Raw genomic sequence first — 22,563 nt, 5'->3', positions numbered from 1 at the left:
GCGGGTTGGACTACCACTTAAGTCTATCCGCCATAACCCCGAGGCTGGTTATGGGAGCCGGTGCCGAGCGCAGCAGCTCGGCCATCCTGACCAGGTCTGCCAGGGATTGCGCGCGCATCCTTCTCATGACTTGAGCACGATAGATCTTAACCGTGGATTCTACCACGCCAATCCTTCCGGCAACCTGCTTGTTCATCAATCCTGCCGTCACGAGATCCATCACCTCGCGTTCGCGCTCGCTTAGCGTCTGAAATCGGGCGAAGGTCTCGATCGCCTGCCGATCGCTATCGAGGCGCATGCCGTCCAGCTCGATGGCCCTTGTGACGGCATCCAGCATTTCCTGTTCGCGAAACGGCTTCGTCAGAAAGTCGACTGCACCTGCCTTCATGGCCTTCACCGCCATCGGAACGTCGGCGTGGCCGGTCATGAATATGATTGGAATACGGACGCCGGCTGCGACAAGGCGGGCCTGAAAGTCGAGACCGCTGATGCCGGGCAGACGAATATCCAGCACGAAACAGCCCGCAAGGTCCGGCAGTTCCATATTCAACAGCTCGGTCGGAGACGAAAATGCCCGGCTCTGCAAACCGACGGATTCCAACAAATCGACCAGCCCTTCGCGCATCGAAAGATCGTCCTCGACGATGAAGACAAACGCATCTTGGGTAGCCCGAGCATAAATGGGAGCAGCCACCGGACGAGCGTATGACTGCGTCGGCCGCAGCAGCAAGCGTTCATATTTCCGGCTCATCAGATCACTTGTCATCGCTATTCCCCTCGGGATGAGGCCAAAACGGCCAGGGCGACCGCCGCAAGCAGGGCTGAAGCATCGAAGGGCTTTCGAAAGAAGCCATGATGACTCTCAGCAGCAGCGCGCCTTTGGTCTGTGGCTTCATGGCGCGCCGTAATGAAAATGACGGGCAAGTCCGGGCGCACATTTCGCGCTCGCCGGCGAAGCTCGAAGCCGTCGACAACTGGCATGCCGATATCGGCAATCAGGCAATCTATCTTACGCAACACGTCGTGTTCGAGGAGAGACTGAGGAGATGAGAACAAACGAACCGAGTGTCCCGCCGACTCCAGGAGGTCCTCGATCGACTCGAGGACCCGAACGTCGTCATCGACAACCGCGATCGTTGATTTCCGTGCAGCGTTCATTTCGAAGATGTTCCCGCGCGCCGAGAATGGGTTACTGGTACTTGCAGCCTTTCGGCGATCCTCACGAGATCGGCCAGCGATGCAGCCTGCATCTTGTGCATGATCTTGCTGCGGTGGATTTGCAGCGTCACCTCACTGATCCCAAGTTCCGCAGCCGCCTGCTTGTTGAGCAGACCGCTGACGACCAGCGGCAGAACCTGCCGTTCGCGGGAGGTCAGGGAGGAAAGGCGGCGCTTTAGCGTCATAAGCTCGGCCCGCTCCAGGCGGGCGTCGCAATCCCGATCGATGGCCGTGTGGATGGACTTGATCAACTCGGTTTCGCTGAACGGTTTGGTGAGGAAGTCCACGGCGCCGCGCTGGATGGCACGTACAGAAGATGGAATATCGCCGTGTCCTGTGATGAAGACGATAGGCGGATGTTGATCGTGGTCGGTCTGTTTCTGGAATTCCAGCCCGTTGATATCAGGGAGTTCGATATCGAGGATCAGGCAACCGGGCAGGTCCGGTCGGGGAAAAGCCAGATAATCGGCAATCGAGTTGAAGGCGACGGACGCCAGGCTTCTTGCCGCCAGAAGTTCGCTCAGCGCCTCGCATATGCGCTGGTCGTCATCAACGATGAAAACGATGCAGTCGTCCTGGGTCATGCCGCGTCGCCCGATTGGATCGGCAGCGTAAACGAGAACATCGTTCCCCTTGGCTCGATGTTCTCTGCCCAAAGCCGGCCGTCGTGTGACTCCAGTATCGAGCGACAGATTGCCAGGCCCATGCCCATCCCCCCCGCCTTCGTCGTGAAGAACGGATCGAAAATTCGCTCTGGTTCGGCAATTCCGTCGCCGTTGTCGCGGACGTCGACCAGGATAGCATTCTCTCCATGGCGGCGGGATCCAAACTTCAGTGATTTCGACACGTCGATTGTCGACTTCATTGCGTCGATCCCGTTGCGGACCAGATTGACCAACACCTGCTGCATCTGTACGCGGTCCGCGAGCACCGGCGGCAGGGCCGCATCGAGATCCGTTTCAACGAAGATGCCCTGCGAGATTATTTCATCGAACATCAGCTGACGCACCTCGCTGATCACCTCGTTGAGATTGATTGAAGTTCTGGACGAAGCGGTCTGTTTGAACAGTGCTCGTATTCGGCTGACGACCTCGGCCGCTGCCATGGAATCGCGAACCATTCGCTCCGCGGTAATGCGTGCCCGCTGCAGGTTTGGAGGATCCGCCGACAGCCAGCGTTGGCAGGCGTGACTGTTGGTGATGACAGCCGCCAAGGGCTGATTGACCTCATGCGCGATCGAGGCCGACAGCTCGGCGAGGCTGGCAAGCTGCGAAGCGCGCGAAAGCTTGTCCTGCGTCGCGCGAACGATGTCATGGGCTCTCATCTCGTCATCGATGTCGATGATGACGCCATACCATTTCACGATGCGGCCATCGTCGTCCCGTAGCGGCTGGGCGCGATTATCAACCCAGCGATAGATGCCATCGCCCCGGCGGTTGCGGTACCGCATGGCGAAAGGCTCCCCGGTCTTCAATGAGTGGATCAGGCTTCTCTTCACAGCCTCCAAGTCATCGGGATGCATAAGGCGTCCAAGTGCCCCGTCCAGCTTGGTACCCTCCTTGGGCTCGCTGTGGTCGATCTTGCGGCCATAGTAGGCTTCCAACTGCTTGTTGATGTAGGCTGGTTCACCCTCGGGAGTGACGGACCAGACGAGTGTCGGTATGGTGTCGACAAGCTGCTGGAGTTCATACTGTCTGGCTCGCAGCGCCTCCTCGGCCAGCTTGCGATCGTCGATATCGGTGTTACTCCCGAACCAATGGATCACAATGCCGGAGGCATCGAGCACTGGTTCGCCTTGGAAAAGGAACCAGCGGTATTGGCCATCGAAGCGGCGCAGCCGTGCCTCGATCTCGCCCGGCGCACCCGTTGCCAGGAGAGATCGCCAGTATTCGACAAGCCGGTCCCGATCGTCCGAGTGTATGGCGGCAATCCAACCCCAGTCGCTTGCCTGCTCCTGAGACAGGCCCGTGTATTCGAGCCATCTCCGGCTTAGGAATTCGGTGGACCCGTCTGGGTGGGCGGACCAGACCAGTGTCGGAAGAGCGTCGATCAGCCGCTGGAGCTGAAGCTCTTTGGCCTCCAAAGCCTGTTCCGCTCTCTTGAGGTCATCGATGTCGGTGAACAGGCCGTACCAGCGTATGACTTTGCCATCCTCGTCGAAAATTGGTTCGAGGCGCGCATGGAACCAGCGGTATACGCCATCGTGTCGCCGCATGCGGTACGCGCGGTCCATTGGCTCGCCGGTTTGAATGCAACGCTGTCGCGCTGCCGCAACGCTGTCGCGTTCGTCGGGATGAATGATGCTGAGAAAGCCCAGCCCACTCAGTTCGAGGAGGTCCAGTCCAAAATAATCCCTTTGCGTCTTGTTGGCGTAGTCTTGATTGCCTTCGGAGTCAGCGGTTGCGATCATCCCCGGGATGTTGTCGAGTATTGACCGGACGCTGTGCTCGCTCGCGCGCAGAGCTTCCTCCTGGACCTTCTGGTCATCGATATCGAGCAAGATTCCATACCACCCGTTGAACTTGCCGTTCCGATCGTGCCTGGGGCAGGCCGCGACACGGAACCAGCGATAGGTGCCATCGTGGCGACGAAGCCGGTACGCGCCATGAAATTCCTGGCCATTCTCCAGGCATTGCGACATGAGGCCTGCAGTTCGGTCGAAGTCCTCCGGATGAATAACCTGCCGACAATGGAGATTACCGGTGTCGCCGGTGCCGAGATAATCCCGAAGGCTCGTGTTCACCTTGGCCAACCGGCCTTCCGTGTCGACGATCCATGCCAGTCCGGGAATGCGCTCCACGGATTCACGCGCGTCACACACGGCGCGATCCAACGCAGCCTTTTGAATAAGAAAGCCGGTCACGATCGCAATTGCGGCAAGGAAGGCCAAACGCATGTAAGTATGGCGTACGGTGATTTCTTCCTGTTCGCCGACCAGCCAGAACACCAACAAGCCGACGCCGGAAATGGCTATGGCCAAGCCATATGTCCGCAGCGGCGACATTGCTTTCATTTTCGGATACTCCCGACGCGGCTCCTGCTGCCGCGCGAGCGACCTCAGGGCCTCGCCCCACAAGAAGGCAACATGATCGGTCCCCCGAGATGTCGGACTTCCACCGCACTATATCAGAATAGAATGCCGCCCAGGCATAATGGAAAGACGTGATGGACAGCCGGTCGCCCGCCGCTGCCGTTGCACCGTGAACTGAGCGGACGGCAGCGGGTGACGCTCAAATATGTGTATCCCCGGCGCACCGGCCGACTGACACCGGTCTGCCGAGCATCCCCTCGGGACCGACAGGCCCGGACTGGACATGCAGCGTCCATCGACAGGTACACGCTGCAACCTCAGGACTGATAACCGCAAGGAAGGACCAGTGGCCGCAAAGCAGACAAAGCCGTTCCACAAGCCAGCCTGTATGCTGCTGTCGAACCTGATCGAAGGCGGCCCAAGGTCACGATGTGACCGTCTGCGATGTACGGCTTCCAAGGTCGAAGCCGCCGATTTTCCGCGGTAGCGGTTGCCGGTGAAATAAGACGAGGAGACTACAATGAACTGCAATCGAGCGCTGCTGCAGATTTCATCGATTGGCGCCGGCGTTTTCGTGTCGATCTGTCTCGCCAGTACCGTAGCGACCGCCACAGCCAAAAACCAGGACACCGCGGCAAGCGTCGTTGCCGACCAAGTGCGAAGCCAAGGCTTCCCTTGCAAAAATCCGAGTTCTGCGGAGCGCATTGAGGCCGAGTCCGCCCCCAATCAGACCGTCTACCTGCTCACGTGCGAGGACATGACCTACCGGGTGCTCTTGATTCCAGATCAGGCAGCTGAAGTGGCCAAAGTTGACTGAAGCCCAATGCGGGGCCTGGCGAGGAGACACTTCCATGCGAAATGGTCGGTCTTTCTCGAAAGAAACTGCGCCGTCCCGCAAGTAACCGCCACAGCCTTGCAAACAAAACACAACCCGGAAGCGGCCAGTACCAGCTTAAGTAAATCGGTTCGATCGGAAGTCCATCAGCGAGGCTAGCGCATCCGATCGGCCATACGCCGGATAGACGGTTCCGCACGGGGAACACGCCACGGCGCCAGGACCAAGGCCTCGCACGGATCGCGACCATGTCAACTTTCAATATCCTCCGCAGACACCGCGCCGTGCTGCTTTTCTCCGCCGTCATCGTAGCGCCGCTCGCTGCTGGAGCTGTCCTGGATGCGGGTTGGGCCGATACGCAAGCAGGCCCGTTTCCGGTTGCCTCCGCCATGCCCGCTTCGGTCACCTCCTATGCTCCGATCGTTGCGGCCGACAAGCCGGCGGTTGTGACGATCACGTCGATCGTGAAAACTTCATCGGCGCCCGATGATCAAATTCAGCCCTCAGACAGCGGTCTGTCGTCCGATGAGCGGTTGCCTCAATTCTTCGGTAATCGGGGAATCCCGGCACCCAAGACACCACCGCAAGGAGCGACGCAACTGGCAGAGGCCCTCGGTTCCGGCTTCATCATCAGCTCGGACGGCATCATCGTCACCAACAACCACGTCATCGACGGAGCTTCCGCTATCAAGGTGACGCTTGACAATGGGACCGAGCTGCCGGCGACCCTTGTCGGCCATGACGCAAAGTCGGACCTTGCGGTCCTCAAAGTAAAGGCTGGGAAGCTCCTTCCCACTGTTGCCTGGGGTAATTCCGACGGACTGAGGGCAGGCGACCCGATTCTGGCAATTGGCAATCCGTTCGGCATCGGAACGACAGTCACTGCGGGAATCGTTTCCGCCCGCGGGCGCGATCTCAACAGTGGTCCCTACGACGATTTCCTTCAGATCGACGCGCCGATCAACCACGGCAACTCGGGTGGACCTCTTGTCGACACCAGCGGCGCTGTCGTGGGTATCAACACCGCGATCTACTCGCCCAATGGCGGCAGCGTCGGCGTCGGATTTGCGATCCCTTCCAATGAGGCCAAACTGATCGTCGCCAAGCTGGTGAAGAACGGTTCGATCGAACATGGGCTGCTCGGCATCGAGATGCAGCCGATTACAACGGACCTCGCCAACGCCCTCGGTCTGCCGACGCCTGAAGGTGCTTTGGTCGCTCATGTCGGCGATGGATCGCCCGCCGCTCATGCGGGCATCGAGACCGGCGACGTCATCACCGGATTTGCCGGTCAAACCATCAAGGAGCCCAAGACCCTGTCTCGAGCCGTGGCGGATCTCTCGCCGGGAAAAAGGGAGACGCTGTCAGTTTGGCGCAATGGGAAGACAGTTGCGTTGTCGGTGGTCGTCGGCGGCAATGAAGACAGCGTCAAACAGGTGGCCGCAGTCAACTCTTCCCAGCCGGTGCATTCCAGTTTTCCAACACTCGGCCTGGCGCTTGGTGACCTCGATCAAACCGTCCGCCAGGCCCTGAATGTGCCTTCGCAGGTGCATGGTGCCATGGTCGAGGGTGTCGATCCAGACCAGCCGGCCGCCACCTCCGGCATCGAATTGGGCGACATCATCGTCTCGGTCAATCGCGTGCCGGTACAGACTGCCAAGGAGGCGAGCCAGGCCATCAGCGCCGCAACAAAATCCAGCAAGAAGTCGGTGCTGCTGCTGATCAAGCGCGGCGAACAGCAGACCTTCATCGCCGTGCCATACGGCAATGGTTGACATGAAACATAAGGCGCCCGCCAATTGCGCCAGAAGCCAGATCTCCGATCAAGGGTAGAGAAGGTGAGAGCCAGCACAAAATCTCGATCGAAGAGCGCTGGCTTCACCGGGGGCGAGTTTCACGAACTGCCAGATTCCCAGCCAGACCGGGCTTTTCAGGGCCTATCCGAGGCTCCGCTGGTAAGCACTCGGCGTCAGGCCGGTCGCCTTGCGAAAAGCGGCCGTGAATGAGCTGGTTTCGCTGTATCCGATAGTCAATCCGATGTCGGTCACCGAATGAGCGCGCGTGGCGAGGAGACCTTTGGCATGCTCGATTCGACGGCTGGTGAGGTACCGATGCGGAGGCATCCCAAAAGACAGCTTGAAGGCGCGGCAAAAATAGCATGGGCTCAACCTGGCAAGCTGCGCGAGAGTGGCGAGCGGTACCAGTTCGCCCAAATGCGCCTCGATATGCGCCGTGACTATCCGCTGCTGCCAAGCTGCAAGCCCGCCTCGAAGCTGGGGTTCGGCTCTCGGCGTCCCCTCGTGGAAACGGATCAGCTCATGAGCCAGGACGATACCCAGTGCTTCCAGGTAGTACCGATTCTCCGGGGTTGGACTTTCGAGCGACCTCATGAGTTTGAGGGCCGTGCCTAAAAGCGTCGCGTCCTCAAAGAAAAGCTTCGCCGCGAACGCCACATCTGTCATGCCGGCGTTGAAAGGAACTTGCAGCTTGGCAGGATCGAGATAGACAAACATGAGACGCGCAAACGTCCGCGGCGCATGCCATTCAAGATATTCGCGACCGGCGGGCACCAAGGTCAGCCGGCGGCCAAAATCCCGCAGTTTCGATCGGGGTAAACCTTCGACGAAGGTATCACCGTCTTGCCGCGTGCCCTGCTCGTAGACCACCAGCAAGTGCATGGGCGCGCGAAACCGGAATTCGAATTTGTCACGACCGGCGGCTTGGACCACCTCGGCAACGATCCCATCCGAAATCGCCGTGCGATTGCTCACGGCGTCGGCTGAGGATATCTCGACACGGTAATCGGCAGCCTCGGCGCTCCGGCGTCGGAACTGCGCATGCGCCACGGAGTTGGTGCGTTGTGCCTTTCCTCCGTTGAACGGAGCACGCCAATCCGCCGACAGGAATGATCCCGTTTGCTCCGGTCGCCGAGCATTGGCCGCGAAGGCAGCAATCGCGAGTGTATCGATGTCACTGGAGGCCGGATTCATCAACATGGCTTGGCGCACATCCTTCGGGTTATCCCAATCGGATGTTAGCGTAAGGCACCGGCTATGATTTATCCCATTCTACATCCGTCGGTGGGTATAGAGTATTGGTTTGAACTACTCATACCTTGGTTTGTGATTGGGCGTCACAATCGATAGTAATGGTATTTGTGCCGCACGGACCAATTGGCTGCTTCTTCAATTGCGGCCGATCCCAGGTGACTGGTCGATTTGGCGCTACTGGATGTCACGCCTTGATGATCTTGAACGAGGTTCCCTGCATGGCTTGGGCTTTTGACGTTTCGCGCGAAATCCGCAAGCTGGATGCAAAGCCGGCAAGAATGACGAAGCACCGGCGGCAAAAAGCACTAGGTTGCAGGTCGGCGCTGCGGTCGGTGGTTTCGATCCCATTTCCGTCCACCATCGTGGCAGCGCTCCAACTCGTGCCAGATTGATCCTGCGGGCCCCTCCCCTCCCTCGCCCGCTGATCGATTGTGAAGGCGCTCTTCCCCCCGGGAGCGTTTCTCGCCGTTCGAGTTCTTGGGCCGATGACATGCTGTCATCGGCCCATTTTTCCTCCTGCCTCCCGAGCAGAACCGGTTCACGGTCACCGAAGCGTTGCCGGCGTCGGCACCCTTGGCGATGCATCTTGCTTGCGGCGCGATGCATCGCGCGATTTCACAAGGATCCGACGTCGCAACTGGCGCTCGACCGCCTCATCGCGACGTCCTGGACAGGAAGGAATGGACAGCGCTGTCGGCGTTCGCCAAGCTTTGTCACAGCTGGGGCCAACTCAAGTCGACGGCGTGGTCAAGGCAGCCTCAACCGCAATCACCGCGTCGTGTGAGGCCTTGTCAATCAAAACCCGTTAATGCCCGAAAACAGGCCGGAATCGGCCGAGGGATACTCGTCCCCGTTGTTATCGGGCTGCGATACGGGCTTCTTGGCCGATCTGGTTGTCGGTACTTGAACGTGCCTCGGCAACAATGAGTGGTTGCTGTTCGTTTCTCGTTCGACATGATCGAACTTCGCCTGCGTGTGTCCAGGAGGCGAACCTGCTGCAGCGGCCCAAGCGGTCGACAGGAGGACTGCCGCGACTGCAGCCGCGATTGAGAGAGAGCTCATGTGTTTCACCTGTTGTTCTGTTGCTCAGCCGGAGAAACTCGAATTGGCGACAGAATTGTCGCTCATGCCGGCGGTGTTTATATAGGTTTCGAAACACGTCTTGAGGCACTATACGAAACTCATCCAACGTGGCTGCAATTGTTTATCTTCATAGCCTTGGAGTATAATTCCGCTAGCAAGAGGCTATGCGGCGCGTAAGACCAGGCGTTCCTCTCACGATTGGTCCGCATGGCGGCCTCGCCTCCCGCGAAGGACCCTGGTCATGTTGATACACAACGCGGGCGCGGTCAGTCGAAGATCGGCTTTCCGATCGCGTTCGAAAAGATGTTGCCGAGATAGAAGTGAAGCTGTGCACGCACGCCGATGTCGCGGCCCGAGCTCTCATTGATGGGAATGATCGCCTCCACCCCGAGTTGGGCGTACTCGCCCACCCAGATGACGCCAGGATTGATCGTGCCCGTGGTCTCTCCAGCCGACGGCCCGTTCAGCGGCGTCTGCATCGCAAATTCCACCAGCGGCACCAAACCCTCGGCGAAGCGATGAGCATTCCCCTTGCCTACGGAATGCGAATTGGTGAGCAGGCTGTATTCCAGGGCAAAGCCCCATTGCAGGATGTCTGGGTTGTCGACCGAGGTGGCACCGGTCACGGTGGTGGATTCGGTTGGCAGTGCGACACCGAGGGTCGCGGTGACATTGACCGGGCGCAGCCATGCCATCGAGTCCGACAGATCGCCGAAGCCCTTGCCCACGTAAACGGTCGGCGTCAGCGTGGAGAACGACTTGGCAATGTCGGACGACCCGGTACCGCCCAGCGCCAGAGTGCCGCCTGCCGAGAGCACGAACTCGTGCTCGGCGCTGGAATAGAGTTCGTACTGTGTGCCAAGCACCAGATTGTCGAAGCCCGCCCGTGTGCTCCCCTGATCGATCATGCGGTAGTTCGCGGTGAACGAGACCGACCAATCCGGGGTGATGAGCTTGCTGTAGGAGAAAGGAAAGTCGACCTCGCGCGAAGCGGTGTCAGGCAACTGCGTCAATTGGGGAAAATTGATGAAGTCGGCCGGGGTGGGAACGACGGTCGCCAGGGTGGAGGGAAAGAAACGGTCCCCAACGTAGGACGCCGACGCTTCCGAACTTGCAACGAGAGAGAATAAGAAGCTGGGCACCGTCAGGTGCCAGGCCCGGTTAGCCATAACACTCTCCTACCGAAAAATTCACCCTTCAGGCCAGGCGCTCACAATTGAAGGCGACGGTGATCAGGATTGGGCCTCGATCACCTCGAAGCGCCCGATGCCGAGCGCTTCGTCGTCCATGGGTTTTCGCTACAGCCACTGGCTGCAGGAATTGCGGACGATCATCCCCTTGGCCCCTCACGCATCGGACCGTCCGCCAGGGGCGCGGATGACACGGGAGCGGTTCAATCTGGGCATCGTCTTTCTCTACAAACCAAAGCAAGGCGATCAACGCATCCGAATAGATGGCGAGGCAGATCAAAAACGATCTGGCGCCTGCGTCCGTGGTCCAGCCCGCGAGCACGGCGAAAAGACAGGGCGGTGCCATCAGGGCGAAGAGTTCGAACCAGCGCGACTTACCGAGACACCCGCGCCATGACAACGCATCGACGATCGGCGAGTCGAGCGGGCCTATGCCGGCAGCAACTGCGGAGGACTTGTAGGGTCGCATCGACTTCCTGGACGCCATGCATTGAAATCCTCGTGGTCGAGCGTCGAGTGTTGCGCTCAAGCAAGGAAATATCTTTCGCAAACGCCGCTCTGGTTCGAGTTTCGCCCGTTGCGTTCCCTGTCTTCAATCGGCTTCCAAGCAAAGCCGACGTGTCGAGCGCTGATCGCGCGCGGCTCTAGCAGTGTTCGCCGTTCTTGCCATGAGTACCCGTCCTACCTACTCGATAAGACGCCATAAGTAGCCGTTTCACCAATTGGCTTACCCAGCCATACCAATGGATGATTCAAGTCGATGGCAAAACCTATGCATGCTTCCAGAAGGAGAAGGAGCAACGAATGAAATGCCTAAGCTGCGTGCGTGAGGTGAAAATACCTCATCAGTACTACTTTTGCTCTCTGGAATGTTTCGACGAGACAACCCGCAACACCAAATGGAGGATGCTGAGCGATGGACTTCCGCCTACTGGTTTTCCTGCTGGTGGCCAGCCCCGCACTGGCTCAGGACCACACTTCCCACGTTCCGGCTGGCCCTCCCGAGGGCAACTACGGCCAGGGGCACGAGAAGTGGCACGACATCTACATGGGGATGCGTAACACGCTGGGTGGCTCATGCTGCCACGGCGGCGACTGTCGGCCAACGGTCGCCAAGTTCGAGGGTGGAAAGTGGTGGGGTAAACTCAACGGAGTATGGACGCCGATCGAGCCGTCCAGAAGGGTGCCTGAACACCCCTACTCATGGAACGAAACAGCCCACATTTGCGCGGCTGGGAAAAACGTCTACTGCTTCATACCCTCTGACAACGGGACCTGAACCTCCCCCGCTGAGCCGCGAACCAAGCTCATCGTACTGTCTCGCGTCGGCGGATCGGACGAGCCGCGCAGGTCTGCCCCCGGACCGCGCGCAGTGACTTGACGCCGGGCAATCTATGAGAACATGACCGGGGCAATCACCACCAATCACCGCTTGGAGCCTGTTCCATCCCGAGGAATCGGGACGGGCCCTATCTCAATGTTTGACCATGATCTTATCCTGAAACCGGTTACCACTGTCGGGATCGTGGTCTAGCCGGCTGGGGGCGTCGTTTCGGAGAAGAGTTCGCCTTGCTCGGGTTCAATAGGCGGTGTTTTTGCGCCTCGCAAGCCACCCAGGAATTTGCCGAGCCGCTCAAGATACAGGTAGACCACCGGCGTCGTGTAGAGCGTGAGAACTTGCGACAGCACCAAGCCACCCACGATCGTGTAGCCGAGCGGCTGGCGGATTTCCGATCCGGCGCCGGTGCCCAGCATCAACGGCACGCCGCCCAGCATCGCCGCCATGGTGGTCATCAGGATCGGCCTGAAACGTATGGTGCAAGCCCGGTAGATCGCCTCCTGCGGACTCACACCTTCGTTCCTCTCGACCTGGAGCGCAAAGTCGACAAGCATGATGCCGTTCTTCTTGACGATGCCGATCAGCAGGATAACGCCGATCAGCGCTATCACGCTGAAGTCCATATGGACCGCCATCAGCAACAACAAGGCGCCGATAGCGGCTGAAGGCAGCGTCGACAGAATGGTAATCGGATGGATCAGGCTCTCATAGAGCACTCCGAGGATGATGTAGATCACCACCAGCGACACTCCGATCAGGATTGGTGTGCCTGACAGCGCCGACTGAAAGGCTTGCGCATTGCCCTGGAGGCTGGTCGCAAGCGAAGCGGGCTTTCCGGCATCGCGTTCGAACTGCTGGATAGCGGCGACCGCATTTCCGAGCGCCGCCCCGGGTTTTAGATTGAAGGAGATCGTGACCGCCGGAAACATGCCCTGATGATTGATCACGATCGGCGCGGCCTTCGTCACGCTGGTCACCAGGGCGCTCAACGGCACCTGCTGCCCTGTCGAGGAATTCAGATAGATATCCTTGAGCGCTTCGGGACCGTACTGGAATTCCGGGCTGACCTCGAGAACGACGTGATACTGGTTGAGCTGTGTGAACATCGTGGAGACGATGCGCTGGCCGAAGGCATCGTCGAGCGTGTTGTCGATCGTCGATGGAAGGATACCGAAACTCGATGCGACTTCGCGATTGACGGTCACGTCGAGCAGTGGTCCGGCATTCTCCTGATCGGTGGCCACGTCAACGATTCCTGGTATTCCTCTAAGCTTGTCGAGGAAGATCGGCGCCCAATGGTTGAGCTCGTTGGAATCGGCATCGGCCAGAGTATATTGATACTGCGTCTTCGAAACCCGACCGCCGACAGTGATGTCCTGCGCCGCTTGCATGTAAAGCGCTATGCCTTGGGTCTTGGCGAGTTGGGATGACAGCCGGCTGATCACCTGATCGGCGCTGACATCACGCTGGTTGTTGGGCTTCAAGGCAATGTACATCGTCCCTCGATTGAGTGTGCTCCCGCCAGTTGCTCCTATCGAGGCTCCGACTGACGCTACCGCCGGATCCTTCAGCACAACGTCGGTTATCGCCTGCTGGCGCTCGGCCATAGCCGGGAACGAGATATCCTGATCGGCCTCTGTGACGCCGATAATCAGGCCGGTGTCTTGTTGCGGGAAAAAGCCCTTCGGGATGACAACGTAGAGATAGCCGGTGACGGCAATCGTTCCGAGCATGACGAGCAGCGTAATGAAAGTGTGCCGCAGGACGATCTTTAGGCCCCGCTCATACAATCCAAGCAGCGCGTCGAAGCCGCTTTCGCAAATATTGTAGAGCCGCCCGTGCCTGACGTTGGCCTCATTCTTGAGCAGACGCGCACACATCATTGGCGTCAGCGTGAGCGAGATCACCAGCGACAGGATCAGTGAGACGCTCACCGTCACGGCGAATTCCTGGAAGAGTTCGCCGACATAGCCTCCCATCAGAAATAGTGGAATGAATACGGCGATAAGCGACAGCGTAATCGAAATGATGGTGAAGCCGATCTCGCTCGAGCCCTTCAGCGCAGCCTCCATGGGGGTAAGGCCTTCTTCGACGTGGCGGACGATGTTCTCGATCACGACGACTGCATCATCGACGACGAAGCCGACTGCGATCGACAAGGCCATGAGCGACAGATTGTCGAGGCTGTAACCAAGCGCATAGAGCACGGCAAAGGTGCCGACGAGCGAAAGGGGCACGGTTACTGCGGGAATGACTGTGGCCCAGAAATTGCGCAGGAACAGGAAGATCACCATCACCACCAGAGCGACGGTCAGCATCAACGTGAACTGAACGTCCGCGACCGAGGCACGGATGGTTTGTGTGCGGTCCGAAACGACCGATACCTTGACGCCGGGCGGGATCGAGGCTTGCAGTTGGGGCAACAGAGCCTGGATGCGGCCGACCGTCTCGATCACATTGGCACCGGGCAGGCGTCGGATGGCCAGCAAGATAGCGGGCTTCTTGTCGAACCAGGCTGCTACAAAGTGGTTCTCCGGCCCGTCGATCGCGATGCCGATGTCGCGGATGCGGACAGGCGAGCCATTGCGATAGGCGACGATAATATCGTTGTAGGGGTCAGGCTTGAGCAGTTGATCGTTGGTGTTGAGCGTGAAGGTTTGACGCGGGCTATTGAGCGTGCCCTTCGCAATATCAACATTGGCCTCGCCAAGCACGTTGCGAACATCTTCAAGCCCAATGCCGCGGGCCGCGGCGGCTTGCGGATTGATCTGCACACGGATCGCCGGCTTCTGCTGGCCGCCAATGCCGACAAGACCGACACCGGAGATTTGCGAGATCTTCGGCAGCAGGATGTTTTCCGCATAGGCATCGACCGTCGTCAGCGGCAGGGTGTCGGATGTCAGTGCGAGCACCAGGATCGGCGTATCGGCCGGATTAACCTTGCGGATGGTCGGCGGATAGGGGATGCCCAGCGGCAGATCGGGGCTGGCGGCGTTGATTGCCGACAGCACGTCAACCGCTGCACTGTCGACGCTCCGGCTGAGGTCGAACTGAACGGTGAGCTGTGTGCTGCCAAGCGCGCTGGTCGAAGTCAGCTGGGTCACGCCGGGGAGCTGGCTTATCTGTTGCTCAAGCGGGGTGGCTACCGACGACGCCATGGTTTCCGGATCGGCGCCGGGCAACTGCGCTGATACCTGAATCGTAGGAAAGTTGACATTCGGCAAGGATGCGACCGGCAGAAGCTGATAGGTAGCGAGCCCACACAGCAGCAGACCCACCATCAGCAGGCCTGTCGCGATCGGCCGGTGAATAAAAGGGGCCGAGATGTTCACGGGATTGCTTGCTGCACTGCGCTTTGCAGGGCGGCTTCATCAGCGGCTTTGCCCTGGAGCACTTGGACGGGGGTGCCCTGCGCGAGCCTGTACTGTCCGTCGACCACGACAGTTTCGTTCGCCTTGAGACCCGAATCGATGAGAGCTTGTCCCCCGGTCAGCTGTGCGACAGTGACAGGCCGCATCTGCGCGGTTCCGTCAGGTGCGATCACGTAAACATAGGAGCCATTCGGACCTTGCTGCACCGCCGACCCGGCGATCGTCAGCCCCCCTTTGCGGGTATCAACAAGCAACCGCGCATTCACGAGCGCACCCGGCCAGAGTTGCTTCCCAGCGTTCGGAAACGTGGCCCGGAGGCGGATCGTACCCGTCGTCTGGACGATCTGGTTGTCGACAAGCAGGAGTTTGCCTTCGTCGAGCTTGGTCTTGTCGTCCTGGCTGTACGCAAAGACCGTAAGCGGCCCCTTGGCCATCTGCTGCTGGATTTGAGGGAAGGTTTCCTCGGGCAGCGTGAAGATCAACGAGATCGGTTGGACCTGTGCAACGTCGACCAGACCAAAAGTATCGGTCGGATGAATGATGTTGCCTTCGTCGATCTGCCGGATACCCGTTACACCGTCGATCGGCGAGGTCAGGCGGGTGTAGCTCAGATTGATCTGAGCGGCCTGTAACAGAGCCTCGTCTGCCTTGATTGTCGCCTGGAGCTGGATGACCTGAGCCTTCTGCGTGGCCACCAGCTGGGAAGTGGCAAAGCCTTTCGCCAGCAGTGGCATGTAGCGATCCAGATTTGCCTGCGCGTTGACGAGTTGCGCCTTGTCGCGATCACGGGTCGCGGTAATCTGGTCGATTTGTGCCTGATAGGGATCCGGGTCGATCTGCGCCAGCAGATCGCCCTTTTTCACTGTCTGACCTTGCGTGAATGCGATCTTCGTAATCGGTCCTGAAATCAGGCTGTGCACCACCACGTTGTTGTAGGCGATCACCGTTCCCACTCCGCGAAGGTAGATAGGCACGTCGTGACTGGCCACTTTTCCGGCAACGACCGGAACCGCCGGCGCAGGAACAGAGGCCGCCGCAGGCTCGGAAGGATCGTAGACATGCTTGGCTGCGAACCCAACGCCGCCGATCAAGATCAGCAGCGCGGCAACAATGACGGGTCGCTTGCGCATCGAGGGCTCCTACAAAGACGGGATCGCTTTTTTCAGCAACCGGAAGCCGACAACGTGTCTGTGCCTGTCACACCCGTGCTACCGCAGGTTGGAACCGTTACCAGTGGACTTGTCACCGGATCGGCTAAATCGGGTGCCGGAATGCTAATTATCGGGCTCACTCCCAAATTGCTGAGTTCCGAAGACCCCAGCGGAATCCCAACCGGGGTCCCAAGACCCGTGGACGATGTGCCAGTGGTGGTGGACAGTATCGATGTGGTGCCGGGAGGCGACGCGCTCGACGCCGTCGAGCCGCAGGTGTCCAATGCTGTTGAAGGCATCGGGTTCACAGACGACGTCCCACTCATGGTCGTGGTTCCGTCAACGCCTCCGCCATCGAAAGTGGAGAGGGCGGAGGTCGTTCCGGCAACTTCGGAAGGTGACGCCAGAACACCAGGCGCCAGGACATTGGTACACCCGGAATTGCTCGTGCCTATGGAGCCAGATGTCGTTGGCGAGCCAGGCGTGGTCAAGCCACCAGGATCGAGTTCGACCGCGCCCAGAGGAATACCAACCGGATTGAGGGGCGAACCAACGGCAGAGAGGGGCGAAGTCATTCCTATTGCGGGCGTGCTGACCTGCGCCAGGCTCGGTCCGCTGAACAACAGAGCGGCTACAATTGCGGTCAGCAAGAATGGCATCGCAACATCATTGTCATTTCGCATTGGAACTACCGTCGTTTCGTGTGTCCAGGTGAGGCATGCGTAAAGGAACGTCGTTGGGCCGTTCGAACGCATTTCGACCGGTCAGATCGGAGAGGATGCCAGATGGAGGGGAAGCGCTCTTCCGTAAAGGCGGCTGGATTTCCCTATTCGCACGCCGACCCCGAGCATTTGACGGTTCCTCGTCATTGGACTGTCCCGGCGATGGTGACGAGGCCGAGAAAAACCCGGGCGGCACTTCCAATGAAGTGCAACGATGCGAGGCAATCTTCGTTGTTCGGTAGCGATTTCGTGTTGGCGGGTCCGAGAACCGCATCCGCAAGGTGAAGTCTCCGCTACAAACCAATGTATGAGCCATTCAGACTTATGCTGCGCTCTCGTATACCTTTGTGGGATGGATCGCATGATCGCCAACACTCTAACCTAAACAGAAGGAGAGACAGCCAATTGCCCGAATAACGCATGGGTCGAAAAGAGCCCGTGACCGCTAGTTCCTGAGTGGCAAGCTGGCTTCCGCCGAAGCCTGTGAGCGGCCTCGCGGGCCGACTGCGGTCGCTACAGGCGAAATCGTCAACATCGGGAAACGTCTCAGGTCAGTTCGCATGAGAGAGGCGCCCGATGTCCCAGACCGCCAGGATCAGTGTACTCCGCCAAGCCAGCGGCGGGCCCAGGATGCCGCCGGCAAGCGCCCCTATCGGTAAGACATTTGCGATCGCTCGCGCTCCGAACCGCACTATCTCCATAACCGCCGACAGCCGCCCTGGTGAAGGCGATCATGGCCAAGAAGCTCCTGGAGGCCCGCTGCCCGCGGACGAGCAGCCCGAGGCGACCGTCGCAAGCGAGCACGCGGGCGGACCAGGCGATTCAGATACTGGTCACCGGAACCGCCGGCCAGCCGTCTTCATCATCGGTTTCATTGTCCTGGCTGCTCTTGTCCTCGGCGGGTCCTACTACTGGTACGCGAACCTCAACTTGGTGAGCACGGATGACGCCTATGTCGATGGGCGGGTTGTCACCATCGCGCCGCAGGTTTCGGGCCTCGTCGTGTCGCTGGACGTGACTGACAACCAATATGTCCACAGGGGTGATCCGCTGATCCATATCGATGCGCGCTCCTACATGAGCGAGCGGAACCAGGCGCAGGGGACCCTGGACAGCGCCAAGGCGCAAGCTGCGGGGGAACGGCTGGCGACCGAGATCGCCCGCAAGAATTTTCCGGCCCTGTTCCAACAGGCCCAGGCTCAATTGTTGACGGCACAGGCCAATTTGACAAAGGCCCAGGCCGACTATGACCGGCAGAGCACTCTGCCGAAAGCCGCGACAACGCAGCAGGAGGTCGATGCCGCGTTGGCGGCGCTGCGCCAAAGCAAAGCGCAAGTCATGCAGGCCGAAGCCCAGGTTCAGCTGAGTTCACCGGTCGATCAGCACATCGGCCAGAGCGATGCGCAGGTCGAACAGCAGAACGGTCAAGTCGAGCAGGCTCAAGCGCAGCTTGATCAAGCCGAACTCAACCTCTCCTGGACGGTCGTGACGGCGCCGCAGGATGGCTGGATAACCCGGCGCAACGTGGAAATGGGCAACTACGTCACGCCTGGGCAGCAGATTTTCTCGATCGTTTCGCCGGAGGTGTGGATCACGGCCAACTTCAAGGAAAACCAGCTTGATGGTCTGCGGCCCGGCCAGAGCGTAAAGATCGACGTGGATGCCTATCCTCGGCTCGACCTGCATGGCCATGTCGACAGTGTCCAGATGGGGTCCGGCTCGAAGTTCACCGCCTTCCCACCCGAAAACGCCACCGGCAATTTCGTAAAGATCGTCCAACGCGTGCCGGTCAAGATTGTCATCGACAGCGGGCTCGATCCCAAGCTTCCGCTGCCGCTCGGCATATCGGTGGTTCCGACGGTATCGGTTCGATGAGCAGCGCTCCAGCCGAGGTCGGCGCGACCTGGAAGCCCCGCTACAATCCCTGGCTCATCGCGGTTTCGGTGACCCTTGCCGCTTTCATGGAAGTCCTCGACACGACGATTGTCAATGTTGCCTTGCCGCACATCGCCGGCAGTCTATCGGCGAGCAATGACGAGGCGACCTGGGCGCTCACCTCCTACCTGGTGGCAAACGGGATCGTGCTGACCATTTCTGGCTGGCTGAGCGATCTCTTCGGGCGCAAACGCTATTTCCTGATCTGCATCACCATGTTCACGGTCTTCTCGTTCTTGTGCGGGACGGCGACCAGTCTGGGCGAACTGATCGTCTTCCGGCTGCTGCAGGGCTTCTTTGGCGGCGGCCTGCAACCGAACCAGCAGTCGATCATCCTGGACACGTTCCCGCCGGCCAGGCGCGCGGCCGCATTCGGCGTGACGGCGATCGCTACGATCGTCGCACCGGTCCTCGGCCCGACGCTGGGCGGCATCATCACCGATCAGTCGACCTGGCGCTGGATCTTCTTCATCAACATACCCGTGGGCATCCTCGCCGTTTTTTTGAACGCGATCCTCGTCGAAGATCCGCCTTGGGTGAAGAACAGGAAGAGCCGGGGGCTCGACTACATTGGCCTGTCACTCATCACGCTTGGTCTCGGATCCTTGCAGATTATGATGGACCGCGGCACGGACGACGATTGGTTCGGTTCGCCCTTCATCATGTTGATGGCGCTGCTCGCCTTCCTGGGAATCGCGGGCGCGATCGGCTGGCTGCTGATTGCCAAGAAACCGATCGTCAATCTGGACGTGTTCAAGGACAGGAATTTCACCGCCGGCTGCGCAATGATCGCGGCGATGGGCAGTATCCTCTACGCTAGTGCCGTCGTGATCCCGCAGCTCGCGCAGCAGGTTCTCGGCTATACCGCAACCTGGGCGGGACTCATTCTTTCTCCAGGCGGCATCGTCGTCATCGTCCTCATTCCATTGGTTGGACGTCTCATGACAATCGTCCAGACGCGGTTCGTCGTGGCTGCCGGTTTTTTGGTGATGGGCTTTGCGCTCTTCTTCTCGAGCCATCTGGCACCGAACATCGATTTCCCGACACTCGTGCTGATGCGCAGCTTGCAGGCGGCCGCGCTGGCATTTTTGTTCGTGCCCATCAGCACGACCACCTATCTCAGTTTGCCACGCGAACTCAGCGGCGACGGGGCTGCCCTCTTTTCCATGGTTCGCAACGTGTCCGGTTCGATAGGTATTTCCGTCGCAACCTCGCTCGTCACCGAGCGGAGCCAGATCCGGCAATCCTACCTGTCGGAATGGGCCTCACCTTTTCATCAACCCTACAACGCGTTGGTTGATCAATACGAACGTGCGTTGACGGCAACGGGGCATGCCGCGGGATCAGTCCATGGAATGGCGGTTGGAAAGGTCTACCAAGACTTCCAGACGCAAGTTGCCGTCCTCGCCTATTCGGACGTCTTTCTGTTCTTCTCCTTTGTCGCCTTCCTCGCCGTTCCATTTTGCCTCCTGCTATCCGGTAAGAAGGCAGCCGATGGCGAGGGCGCCAGCCACGCGGATTGATCATGGGCCAAAATTTGCGCGCTGTTGCAGCGATTTCAGTCATGTTCGCGCTGGCAGGTTGCACTGTCGGACCGGACTTCGTTCGGCCTGATCCGGGCTTGCCGAAACGCTGGTTTGCGGACGGCGCGGCAGCTGCGCCGGCGGACTCCGAGGGGTCCAGCGCGACGGTTCTCGAGCCCGTCGATCCCGCTTGGTGGCAGGCCTTTCGAGACGCGACCCTTACCTCGCTCATGCAGCGCGTCGCCGACGCCAACCTCGATGTGAAGACCGCGACCGTCCGGCTCGCAGAAAGCCGTTTTCAGCGCGCCGCCGTGGCCTCCGCCCAACTGCCTGGCCTGAATGGCAGTGCCAGATACCAACATCAGAATCTTAGCGATGTGAGTGCCAAAGGCAGCCTGATCGAAGGTCTCCTTGGTTCGCCGAGCATTTCTTCCGCAAAGCCGGCCGATCTGTTTGCCGGCGGTTTCGATGCTTCGTGGGAACTCGATCTTTGGGGGCATGTCCGCCGCCAGGTCGAAGCTGCGGATGCGCAGGTTCAGTTTTCCGAGGAACAGCGGCGTGACGCGCTCGTCTCGAGCCTCGCTGAAATCGCACGCGACTACATCCAGCTGCGCGGCACGCAAACCCTGATCAGGATCGCCAACCACAATCTGAAGATCCAGCAGGACATTTTGCAGCTGACGCAGACGCGGCAGCTGCAAGGCTTGACGACCAGTCTGGACGTCGAGAACGCCGCCGCGCAGGTCGAAGCCATCCGTGCCCAACTGCCCAGCCTGCAACAACAGGAAGCGCAGCAGATCAACGCCGTGAGCTTTCTGCTCGACCTGCCGCCCGATGCACTGCGCGGCGAACTCGCCACCGGCAAACAGGTCGTGCCGATGCCTGCCCGGGTTCCGGCCGGCATTCCTTCCGATCTCGCGCGGCGGCGCCCGGACATTCGCGCCGCGGAAGCGCAGCTTCACGCGGCCACCGCCGACATCGGCGTGGCAGTGGCCGAATTCTATCCATCCATCCAGCTGAATGGATCGCTGGGCTTCGACGCCCTCAAGGTCGGGAGCCTGTTGACGGCCAGGGCGATCACCACCAATCTCGGCCCGAGCATTTCGATACCGATTTTCCAAGGTGGCCGGCTGAAGGCGACACTGGAGCTTCGCAAGGCCCAGCAGGTCGAGGCGGCGATCGCCTACCACAGGACGGTGCTGCGAGCCTGGCACGAAGTTGTCGATGCCCTCATCGACTACCGCACCGAACGGCAGCGACGCGCCCGACTGGCAAGGCAGGTCGAGCATCTGCGACAGGCCTTGTCGCTGGCTCGTGAGCGCTACAATGACGGAGTGACCGAGTTCACCACCGTGCTCGACACCGCACGCACACTGCTGCAGGCCGAGCAGGATCACGCACAGAGCACGACCAACATCTCGATCGACCTCGTCCAATTGTATAAAGCGCTCGGTGGCGGGTGGGAATTGACGTATCCAAACGCGCCGCCCGAGCCACCGATCAGCGCTCAACGACCTTCGAAGGCAAGGAAACCGACATGACCATATCGAGGTTTCTTGTGGCACGCAGTGCTGAAAGCCGGCGCTAGATCACTTCCTGGGCCTCATCACGGCGTTGGAAATCGGTCAAGCCCCTATCGGCTGACTTGACCTTGCACCATGGGGACTGCACCGCCATCGGGGGGAAACCGCTTCGATCCGAATCACTCCAGTCGGCGAGGTTGGATCACGGGCAAGAGTGCCACATTCCACTGGGCCCATCGTAACTCTGATTTACGGCATCGAACGAGCAGTAAGCAGCATCGGTGTCGTAGTTCCACCAAGGCTGAAAGTGATATTCCCCATCGCTGAAAATGACCTTGTGGTGCGGGTGATGCTGGCGGCTGCCAATGCCGCCACCGCTAAAGTCGCTAAAGTGTACGGCATGACCGTCACTGCCGTTGCCGTGCGCCATGGAGACCGTCGCCGTGCCGGTCGCCAGCATCACGCCCAAAGTAATCTTCGCCAATGTTGTTGCTGATTTTCTCACGATACACTCCTGAGGATTGAGAATCCAAATATTATTTGGACATCACTTATATTGGCGATGTATTCCGTTCTCGAAATAGCGCCTATG

Annotated in this window: 16 protein-coding genes; 5 read left to right on the top strand and 11 right to left on the bottom strand. The window is 59.6% G+C overall.

Annotation, left to right across the window (positions count from 1 at the left end; translation table 11 throughout):
* Positions 1-10 precede the first annotated feature (10 nt).
* The 4 genes from C9427_RS06630 to C9427_RS06615 are packed head-to-tail and all read right to left on the bottom strand — an operon-like array spanning position 11 to position 4,231.
* Positions 11-766 carry a response regulator transcription factor gene (locus C9427_RS06630; protein ID WP_245437003.1) on the bottom strand — a complete coding sequence of 252 codons (756 nt, stop codon included), beginning with the start codon at positions 764-766 and terminating at the stop codon, positions 11-13.
* 2 nt (positions 767-768) lie between these two features.
* Positions 769-1,158 (bottom strand): response regulator, encoded by a 390-nt coding sequence (locus tag C9427_RS06625; RefSeq protein ID WP_107648337.1) that lies wholly within the window; start codon positions 1,156-1,158, stop codon positions 769-771.
* Positions 1,155-1,802: a response regulator transcription factor gene (locus tag C9427_RS06620; protein WP_107648336.1), complete on the bottom strand. Its 648-nt coding sequence runs from the start codon at positions 1,800-1,802 to the stop codon at positions 1,155-1,157. Before C9427_RS06620 ends, C9427_RS06625 begins: the two co-directional genes overlap by 4 nt.
* Positions 1,799-4,231, bottom strand: a complete 2,433-nt coding sequence (locus C9427_RS06615) for a PAS domain-containing protein (RefSeq protein WP_107648335.1) — start codon at positions 4,229-4,231, stop codon at positions 1,799-1,801. Before C9427_RS06615 ends, C9427_RS06620 begins: the two co-directional genes overlap by 4 nt.
* Positions 4,232-4,769: 538 nt before the next feature.
* On the opposite strand from C9427_RS06615, the gene C9427_RS06610 reads away from it, so the two are divergent.
* The gene (locus C9427_RS06610; protein ID WP_107648334.1) at positions 4,770-5,066 is read left to right on the top strand and encodes a hypothetical protein; all 297 of its coding nucleotides are present in this window, start codon (positions 4,770-4,772) and stop codon (positions 5,064-5,066) included.
* Between the two features lie 266 nt (positions 5,067-5,332).
* Positions 5,333-6,859: a Do family serine endopeptidase gene (locus tag C9427_RS06605; protein WP_107648333.1), complete on the top strand. Its 1,527-nt coding sequence runs from the start codon at positions 5,333-5,335 to the stop codon at positions 6,857-6,859.
* Between the two features lie 162 nt (positions 6,860-7,021).
* Here C9427_RS06605 and C9427_RS06600 read toward each other — a convergent pair whose 3' ends face one another.
* From C9427_RS06600 to C9427_RS06575, 6 genes are all read right to left on the bottom strand, one after another.
* Positions 7,022-8,080: a helix-turn-helix domain-containing protein gene (locus tag C9427_RS06600; RefSeq protein ID WP_107648332.1), complete on the bottom strand. Its 1,059-nt coding sequence runs from the start codon at positions 8,078-8,080 to the stop codon at positions 7,022-7,024.
* Positions 8,081-8,318: 238 nt separating this feature from the next.
* On the bottom strand, positions 8,319-8,495 hold the full coding sequence (locus C9427_RS34045) for a hypothetical protein (protein ID WP_167434272.1): 177 nt from the start codon (positions 8,493-8,495) through the stop codon (positions 8,319-8,321).
* 988 nt (positions 8,496-9,483) lie between these two features.
* A complete protein-coding gene (locus C9427_RS06595; RefSeq protein WP_107648331.1) occupies positions 9,484-10,386 on the bottom strand; it encodes a hypothetical protein in 903 nt (300 codons plus the stop codon).
* A 28-nt stretch (positions 10,387-10,414) separates the two neighbouring features.
* Complete coding sequence (locus C9427_RS06590; protein ID WP_107648330.1) at positions 10,415-10,894, bottom strand: hypothetical protein; 480 nt, start codon at positions 10,892-10,894, stop codon at positions 10,415-10,417.
* 1,043 nt (positions 10,895-11,937) lie between these two features.
* A complete protein-coding gene (locus C9427_RS06580; protein ID WP_107648328.1) occupies positions 11,938-15,078 on the bottom strand; it encodes an efflux RND transporter permease subunit in 3,141 nt (1,046 codons plus the stop codon).
* Positions 15,075-16,247 (bottom strand): efflux RND transporter periplasmic adaptor subunit, encoded by a 1,173-nt coding sequence (locus tag C9427_RS06575; RefSeq protein ID WP_107648327.1) that lies wholly within the window; start codon positions 16,245-16,247, stop codon positions 15,075-15,077. The genes C9427_RS06580 and C9427_RS06575 overlap by 4 nt, the downstream gene beginning before the upstream one ends.
* Before the next feature lie 1,319 nt (positions 16,248-17,566).
* Here C9427_RS06575 and C9427_RS06570 point away from each other — a divergent pair.
* Genes C9427_RS06570 through C9427_RS06560 form a run of 3 tightly spaced genes read left to right on the top strand, consistent with a single transcriptional unit; the run spans position 17,567 to position 21,989 of the window.
* On the top strand, positions 17,567-18,865 hold the full coding sequence (locus tag C9427_RS06570; RefSeq protein WP_245437002.1) for an HlyD family secretion protein: 1,299 nt from the start codon (positions 17,567-17,569) through the stop codon (positions 18,863-18,865).
* Complete coding sequence (locus tag C9427_RS06565; protein WP_107648325.1) at positions 18,862-20,448, top strand: DHA2 family efflux MFS transporter permease subunit; 1,587 nt, start codon at positions 18,862-18,864, stop codon at positions 20,446-20,448. The genes C9427_RS06570 and C9427_RS06565 overlap by 4 nt, the downstream gene beginning before the upstream one ends.
* A 41-nt stretch (positions 20,449-20,489) precedes the next feature.
* A complete protein-coding gene (locus C9427_RS06560; RefSeq protein ID WP_245437000.1) occupies positions 20,490-21,989 on the top strand; it encodes an efflux transporter outer membrane subunit in 1,500 nt (499 codons plus the stop codon).
* Positions 21,990-22,173: 184 nt separating this feature from the next.
* Here the strand turns inward: C9427_RS06560 and C9427_RS06555 are convergent, their stop codons facing one another.
* Positions 22,174-22,476 carry a hypothetical protein gene (locus tag C9427_RS06555; RefSeq protein WP_146172512.1) on the bottom strand — a complete coding sequence of 101 codons (303 nt, stop codon included), beginning with the start codon at positions 22,474-22,476 and terminating at the stop codon, positions 22,174-22,176.
* Positions 22,477-22,563: the final 87 nt, after the last annotated feature.

This window comes from Mesorhizobium helmanticense, from assembly GCF_003034915.1.
Taxonomy (GTDB): domain Bacteria; phylum Pseudomonadota; class Alphaproteobacteria; order Rhizobiales; family Rhizobiaceae; genus Mesorhizobium; species Mesorhizobium helmanticense.
This window is presented reverse-complemented; position numbering and strand designations above follow the sequence as displayed.

What these genes read in the sequence shown, in the direction of transcription:
- C9427_RS06630 (WP_245437003.1), bottom strand. Translation starts at nt 766, where the DNA reads ATGACAAGTGATCTGATGAGCCGGAAATATGAACGCTTGCTGCTGCGG.
- C9427_RS06590 (WP_107648330.1), bottom strand. Translation starts at nt 10,894, where the DNA reads ATGGCGTCCAGGAAGTCGATGCGACCCTACAAGTCCTCCGCAGTTGCT.
- C9427_RS06625 (WP_107648337.1), bottom strand. Translation starts at nt 1,158, where the DNA reads ATGAACGCTGCACGGAAATCAACGATCGCGGTTGTCGATGACGACGTT.
- C9427_RS06605 (WP_107648333.1), top strand. Translation starts at nt 5,333, where the DNA reads ATGTCAACTTTCAATATCCTCCGCAGACACCGCGCCGTGCTGCTTTTC.
- C9427_RS34045 (WP_167434272.1), bottom strand. Translation starts at nt 8,495, where the DNA reads ATGGTGGACGGAAATGGGATCGAAACCACCGACCGCAGCGCCGACCTG.
- C9427_RS06620 (WP_107648336.1), bottom strand. Translation starts at nt 1,802, where the DNA reads ATGACCCAGGACGACTGCATCGTTTTCATCGTTGATGACGACCAGCGC.
- C9427_RS06610 (WP_107648334.1), top strand. Translation starts at nt 4,770, where the DNA reads ATGAACTGCAATCGAGCGCTGCTGCAGATTTCATCGATTGGCGCCGGC.
- C9427_RS06575 (WP_107648327.1), bottom strand. Translation starts at nt 16,247, where the DNA reads ATGCGCAAGCGACCCGTCATTGTTGCCGCGCTGCTGATCTTGATCGGC.
- C9427_RS06600 (WP_107648332.1), bottom strand. Translation starts at nt 8,080, where the DNA reads ATGTTGATGAATCCGGCCTCCAGTGACATCGATACACTCGCGATTGCT.
- C9427_RS06595 (WP_107648331.1), bottom strand. Translation starts at nt 10,386, where the DNA reads ATGGCTAACCGGGCCTGGCACCTGACGGTGCCCAGCTTCTTATTCTCT.
- C9427_RS06570 (WP_245437002.1), top strand. Translation starts at nt 17,567, where the DNA reads ATGTCCCAGACCGCCAGGATCAGTGTACTCCGCCAAGCCAGCGGCGGG.
- C9427_RS06565 (WP_107648325.1), top strand. Translation starts at nt 18,862, where the DNA reads ATGAGCAGCGCTCCAGCCGAGGTCGGCGCGACCTGGAAGCCCCGCTAC.
- C9427_RS06560 (WP_245437000.1), top strand. Translation starts at nt 20,490, where the DNA reads ATGTTCGCGCTGGCAGGTTGCACTGTCGGACCGGACTTCGTTCGGCCT.
- C9427_RS06615 (WP_107648335.1), bottom strand. Translation starts at nt 4,231, where the DNA reads ATGAAAGCAATGTCGCCGCTGCGGACATATGGCTTGGCCATAGCCATT.